Here is a 6,733-nt window from a genome sequence, read left to right on the forward strand (position 1 = left end):
TAAATTTTTCGCTTTTTTATTATAAATAAATCAACTTTTTTACGTCGAACTCACGTTAATTATAAACATCTCATTATGGAAACCCACAACCCAGTAGTTTGGTTCGAAATTTACACTAATAACCTACAAAGAGCCAAAGCCTTTTACGAAACCGTTTTTCAAATTCAGCTAACAGTATTGCCAACACCCGAAGAAATGACTCTACAAATGTTAGCCTTTCCATCCAATATGGAATCTAAAAACTTGGCTGCTGGAGCCCTAGTGTACATGGAGGGTTTTAAAGCAGGTGGCAATAGTACCATAGTCTATTTTTACAGCAAAAACTGCAGTATTGAAGAAGCTAGAATAGAAGCCGCTGGCGGTAGTGTGTTTAGACCCAAAATGTCTATTGGCGATTATGGTTTTATTGTGCTGGCATTTGATACTGAAGGCAATATGATTGGTATTCATTCTATGGAATGATTTTAAGCTATCTATATTAGTACAATTCCAACTTAATTTTTGAAAATTAACAACAAGTGTAAAATATTATTACACTTATTGTTAATAAATTTTACATATTTTTATGTAGTTCTATTTTTTAATTTTTTAAAACACACACTATCAGACTATTAATTTTTTGGCATATTATTGGTTTGCAAAGAGTGAGCTATACATAAAATAATGAACAAAACTTTAGTTTCTTTTTTCATTTTATGCTCTATATTAATTTGTTTTAAAGGTTTTTCGCAAAAAGGGATAACGTTCAATGCCTCTTTAGCAGAAAAAATATACCTGCAATTGGACAAGGATATCTATACCACAGGTTCTACCATTTGGTTTAAATCCATTGTCACAAAATCGATTGATAATACGCCAACTAATTTGAGTGGCATTCTAAATGTGGAACTTATAAATACAGAGGAAACACTCATTGAAAAAATACTCATAAAACTAAACCAAGGTATTGGCGAAGGTCATTTCGATTTGCCTGAAACCTTTCAATCCGGCACGTATCTTATCAGAGCTTATGCAGAATGGAATAAAAATTTTGATACCGATTTCTTTTTTGAAAAGTATGTTAAAGTATTTTCTCCTCTTAATAAAAACAATAAAGAAACAGCCATCAGTAACGTTACATTAATTAAAGACCCAAACGAAGGCGACCATTTAAAAGCAATTATCAACCCTTATGTTCTGGATAGCCTTCACAAAAATAAACTGCAACTTTATATTACCATAGACAACAAAAAGGATTCGGTTTCCATTAAAAAAGAAAAGGACGATAGCTACCAAATTGATTACATGATTCCTAAAGAAAGTCAGATGGCAACTTTGGAACTCATAACCTCCAATCAGAAAAAATATGCCAAGACCATTGTGTTGGACGAACATTTAATGGATCTACAATTCTTCCCCGAGAGCGGTGAATTGGTGCATGGCTTATCGAGCAAAGTTGGCTTTAAAGCTTTGGATGCTTTTGGAAGTGGCACCAAAGTAGAAGGTGATGTTGTTGACGAAAACAATGACCTTATTACTTCTTTTAAGAGCAACAGTTTAGGTATGGGCAGTTTTGAATTAAACGATGCCGATAGCACTAAAACCTATTACGCCAGACTGATTGAGGAATCAAATAAAACCGACATCTTATACCCATTGCCAAAAATCGCTTCGTTAGGGAATGTAATATCTATTTCAGAAAAGGACAAAAATATAACCATAATCACCTCATCAAATTATTTTAAAAACGATTCCATTTATTTAAATGTGTCCTTTAGGGGCGTAACGATTTATGATTTGAAGGCTCAACTCAAAAATGGCAGTTTAAAATTTCTATTTTCTAGTAATGACCTTCCCGAAGGTATCATTGTTTTTAAGATGACGGACCGAACAAATCAAGCTATTGCCGAGCGTATTTATTTCAATAAAAGATTGGGAAATAACTTGAACATAAAAATAGCTGCTGATAAGCCCTCTTATACAAAACGCGACTTAACTAATATTTCTATTGAAGCTACTAACAACAAAGGCGAACCTACAAACGCTAATACGTCCGTTTTGGTCATCAACAAAGAGCAATTGGGTGATATTCAAAATACAAGAGAGAACATTCTGTCCTATTTTTTATTGACTTCGGAACTGATGGGACATATAGAAAAACCTGGGTATTATTTTAACAACAATAGTGATATGCAAAGCGATTTGGATGCTTTGATGCTTACCCAAGGTTGGAGACATTATAAATATTCTAAACCATTTGAAGGACTGCCTTTTAAACCAGAAACATCTTTAACAGTTTCTGGTCATGTTACCAGTGCACTTTCAAAGAACAAAAGACGACCTGCTGAAATAACCATGATGACCTTTGGTGAAAGCAAGGATGTTTATGCACAGACCACCGATAGCCTAGGTAATTTTAAGTTCAATCTGTTTGATGAGTTTGGAAAGGATATAGGCATCGTGCTTCAAAGTGCCAAAAAATCTGGGGCAGTTACGAACTATAATTTCTTTTTGGATAGAAAAAAATCTCCTGATATTGTTTTTAACCACAAAAAATCCGTTGAAAAATTGGATAGCATCGCAGAAATTTTTTTAAGAAAAGAAGACGAACGGAAATTGGTTTATAATGATTTCTCGTTAAATTCAGATGATATTCTTTTAGACGAAGTGATTATAGAGGCCTACAAATTAACTCCCAACCGTAAAAAAGTGATGGACAGGTTTGGCAAACCAGATAGGGTTATTGAAGGTGAGGATGTCGCTGAAAAAGAAAAAAAATGGTCTTTTGGCCTTTATAGTGTGCTTATGTTTAGTTTTTCTGATAAACTCATAATTGAAAGAGGACCTGATGGTGTTTTATATGCAAAAGGACTAAACAATGAAATGACACTCGTTGTTATTGATGGTATTCCTGTAAGACCTTATGAATACCAATTAATTGAAAGTATCCCTCCAAGTGAAGTCAGCAGTGTTGAAGTTATTGAATATGCAAAAAATTTCACAAGCCTGTTCTGTGAATTATTTCCTCAAGCATGTTCACGCCCAGAACCACCACCGCAGTCGGGAAATATTGTTGCCATATACACACACGCACAACAAGGCTTACATGGTGTAAAAAGTCCCAAAGGGATTTTGAAAACTACGGTGCCTGTTTTTTCACAACAAAAGGAATTTTATGCACCTAAATATAATAACGTACAGGCAGACGATTTACAAAAACCAGATTTAAGGTCGGTGATCCATTGGCAACCCATACTAAAAACCGATGATTTTGGAACAGGAAAAACAGCGTTCTTTAATGCTGATATTGCGGGTGAGATGATGGTTGTTGTTGAAGCGATTAGTGAAGATGGCGCTGTTGGTTATCAAGAATATATCTATAAAGTTGACTAGAACTATATGAAAACATCAATCTGTTTACTTTTAAAATCCAACTTTAAATTCTTTAAGGTTATTGTTTTAATGGTTATTGGATTATGCTTAGCCAATAAATCCAAAGGACAAACCACACCTTCCAATGCCTCTTTAGCAGAAAAAATATACCTGCAATTGGACAAGGATATCTATACCACAGGTTCTACTATTTGGTTTAAGTCCATCGTCACAAAATCGATTGATAATACCCCTACTAATTTGAGTGGCGTTCTATATGTTGAACATATAAATGCTAAGGAAACAATCATTGAAAAAAAACTTATTAAAATAGATAAAGGTATTGGCGAAGGTCATTTCGATTTACCTATAACAATGACTCATGGCACGTACCTCATTAGGGCCTACACGGAATGGAACAAAAATTTTGATAGCGATTTCTTCTTTGAAAAGTATGTTCAAATATTTTCACTTGCAGACAAAAACAATCTAGATAATGCCTTAAACCAAGTTACCTTAGTTAAAGACCCAATAGGAAACGATCATTTAAAAGCTGTAATTAACCCTTTTGTTTTGGATAGCCTTCACAAAAACAAACTGCAACTTTATATTACCACAGACAACAAAAAGGATTCGGTTTCTATTAAAAAAGGAAAGGACAACAGTTATCAAATCGATTACATGGTTCCTAAAGATAGCCAGATGGCAACTCTGGAACTCATAACTTCCAATCAAAAAAAATATGCGAAGACCATTGTTTTGGACGAGCAATTTATTGACCTGCAATTCTTTCCCGAAAGTGGAGAATTGGTAAATGGCCTGTCGAGTAAAGTCGGGTTTAAAGCTTTGGACGCCTTTGGAAGTGGCGCCAAAGTAGAAGGTGATATTATTGACCAAAATAATACCCTGATTACCTCTTTTAAGAGCAACAGTTTAGGCATGGGCAGTTTTCAATTGAACCTTGCAGATAGTACCAAAACCTATTATGGCAGATTGGTTCAGGAATCAAGTAAGACAGACATCATATACCCATTGCCAAAAATTGCTTCATTGGGAAATGTAATGTCTGTTTCAGAAAAGGACAAAAATATTACCATAAATACCTCATCAAATTATTTAGAAAACGATAGCATTTATTTAAATGTGTCTTTTAGGGGCTTAACGCTTTATGATTTGAAGGCACAACTCAAAAATGGGAATCGAAAATTTATGTTCTCCAGTAATGACCTTCCGGAAGGTATTATTGTTTTTAAAATGATGGACGATAAAAATCAAGCTGTAGCTGAACGTATTTATTTCAACAAACGTTTGGGAAATAACTTGAACATAAAAATAGCTGCTGATAAGCCCTCTTATGCAAAACGCGATTTAACTAATATTTCTATTGAAACCACAAACAATAAAGGTGAAGCTACAAACGTCAATACGTCTGTTTTAGTCATCAACAAAGAGCAATTGGGAGATATTCAAAACACAAGAGAGAACATACTTTCTTATTTTTTAATGAGTTCAGAATTGATGGGCCATATAGAAAATCCTGGTTTTTATTTCAGCAGTAATAAAGATATGCTAAGTGATTTGGACGCCTTGATGCTAACCCAAGGTTGGAGACAGTATAAATATTCCAAAACTTATGAAAGACTGGCTTTTAAGCCAGAAATGTCTTTAGCTGTTTCTGGTCATGTTACCAGTGCGCTTTCAAAAAACAGAAGACGATCTGCCGAAATCACCATGATGACCTTTGGTGAAAGCAAGGATGTTTACGGACAGAAAACCGATAGTCTTGGTAATTTCAAATTCAATCTTTTTGATGAATTTGGAAAGGATATGGGTATCGTGCTTCAAAGTGCCAAAAGATCTGGAACAAAAGTGAACTATAATTTCTTTTTAGACAGAAAACAATCTCCTGCCATTACTTTTAACCATAAAAAGTCCGTTGAAAAATTGGATAGCATTGCGGAAATATTCCTAAGGAAGGAAGATGAACGTAAATTGGTTTATAATGATTTCTCACTAAATTCAGATGATATCCTTTTGGACGAAGTGGTCATAGAGGCTTACAAGTTAACCCCAAACCGTAAAAAGGTGATGGATAGGTTTGGCAAACCAGATGTGGTTATCGAAGGCGATGCCATTGCTGAAAAAGAAAAAAAATGGTCCTATGGACTTTACAGTGTGCTTATGTTTAGTTTTTCTGATAAGCTAACTATTAGAAGGGATAGTGCCGGAAATTTATACCCTATGGCATTTAATAGGGAACCAACTTTGGTTGTTATTGATGGTATCCCTTTAAAATACTACGAGTTCGAATTTGCCCAAAGCATCCCTCCCAGTGAAGTAAGTAGTGTAGAGCTTATTGAATATGCAAAAAACTTTGCAAGCCTTTATTGTGAAGCTTATCCTAGTGGCTGTCTCATGCCCCCAATGATAGGCAATGTTTTAGCCATTTATACGCATGGCCAAAAAGGAATCTATAATGTTAGAAAGCCTGTGGGTATTTTGAAAACAACGGTGCCTGTTTTTTCACAACCAAAAGAATTTTATGCCCCTAAATATAATAATGCACAGCAAGAAGGTGATTTACAAAAACCAGATTTTAGGTCTGTGATCCATTGGCAACCCATATTAAAAACCGATGATTCTGGAGTAAGAAAAACATCATTTTATAACGGTGATATTGTTGGGGAGATGATGGTAATTGTTGAATCGATTGCCGAAAATGGTGCTATTGGTTATCAGGAATATATTTATAAAGTGGAATAAAAAAATCCAACCTTTTCAGATTGGATTTTATAATAAACTACCCCGGGGCAGAGCCCCGAAGTATTAGAAATCAAAAAGTGTAAGCTGAGCTTCATATACCTTTTGATATTTTATTTCTTTACCTTGATTTTCAATATATTTTTTGATAACATCTTTGTTCCCGTATTGACCTACTGTGTTTGCATAGTAACCACTTGTCCAAAAGTTTCCTCCCCAAAGCTTTGTCTTCACTTCAGGAAATCGTCTGAAAATTTCTTTCGCCGTGATACTCTTTACTTTCATACAAATTTCACTCACCGACAAACTGGGAACACTTTGTATTAAAAAATGAACATGGTTTTCTTCATAACCAACTTCCACAAAATGTATTTCATAGCGTTGTGACAAATCAATACATATTTCTTTCAAACCAAATCCAACTTCCTCTGTAATAACTGAATTCCTATATTTTACAGGAAAAACTAAATGATACAGAAGTAATGTTTTGTTATGTCTTTTTAAAATATGATCATCCATAGTTCAAAACTACACTTTTTCAAAGTGTTATGAAAAACCATCCGTTTTTCAAACTTTTCCTCTATTGTCCCCGAGGCAGAGCCTCGAGGTATTTTCTTCGAAT

The 6,733-nt window shown here is 34.5% G+C and carries 4 protein-coding genes; 3 read left to right on the top strand and 1 reads right to left on the bottom strand.

Translation table 11 applies throughout. The features are described from left to right. Positions 1 to 75 precede the first annotated feature (75 nt). The 3 genes from CSW08_RS08010 (at position 76) to CSW08_RS08020 (ending at position 6,114) form a co-directional block, all read left to right on the top strand. Entirely contained in the window at positions 76 to 462 is a 387-nt protein-coding gene (locus CSW08_RS08010) for a VOC family protein (RefSeq protein WP_106659386.1), read from the top strand. Between the two features lie 201 nt (positions 463 to 663). Continuing rightward, positions 664 to 3,372, top strand: coding sequence for a hypothetical protein (locus CSW08_RS08015; protein WP_106659387.1), 2,709 nt, complete (start codon positions 664 to 666; stop codon positions 3,370 to 3,372). Between the two features lie 6 nt (positions 3,373 to 3,378). Then, a complete protein-coding gene (locus CSW08_RS08020) occupies positions 3,379 to 6,114 on the top strand; it encodes a hypothetical protein (RefSeq protein WP_157831442.1) in 2,736 nt (911 codons plus the stop codon). Between the two features lie 63 nt (positions 6,115 to 6,177). Here CSW08_RS08020 and tnpA read toward each other — a convergent pair whose 3' ends face one another. Next, positions 6,178 to 6,630, bottom strand: a complete 453-nt coding sequence (gene tnpA / locus CSW08_RS08025) for an IS200/IS605 family transposase (RefSeq protein ID WP_106658059.1) — start codon at positions 6,628 to 6,630, stop codon at positions 6,178 to 6,180. Positions 6,631 to 6,733 lie beyond the last annotated feature (103 nt).

The organism is Confluentibacter flavum (genome assembly GCF_002843175.1).
Lineage (GTDB): Bacteria > Bacteroidota > Bacteroidia > Flavobacteriales > Flavobacteriaceae > Confluentibacter > Confluentibacter flavum.

Coding starts and splice junctions, on each gene's coding strand:
- tnpA (WP_106658059.1), bottom strand. CDS start 6,630: ATGGATGATCATATTTTAAAAAGACATAACAAAACATTACTTCTGTAT.
- CSW08_RS08020 (WP_157831442.1), top strand. CDS start 3,379: ATGAAAACATCAATCTGTTTACTTTTAAAATCCAACTTTAAATTCTTT.
- CSW08_RS08010 (WP_106659386.1), top strand. CDS start 76: ATGGAAACCCACAACCCAGTAGTTTGGTTCGAAATTTACACTAATAAC.
- CSW08_RS08015 (WP_106659387.1), top strand. CDS start 664: ATGAACAAAACTTTAGTTTCTTTTTTCATTTTATGCTCTATATTAATT.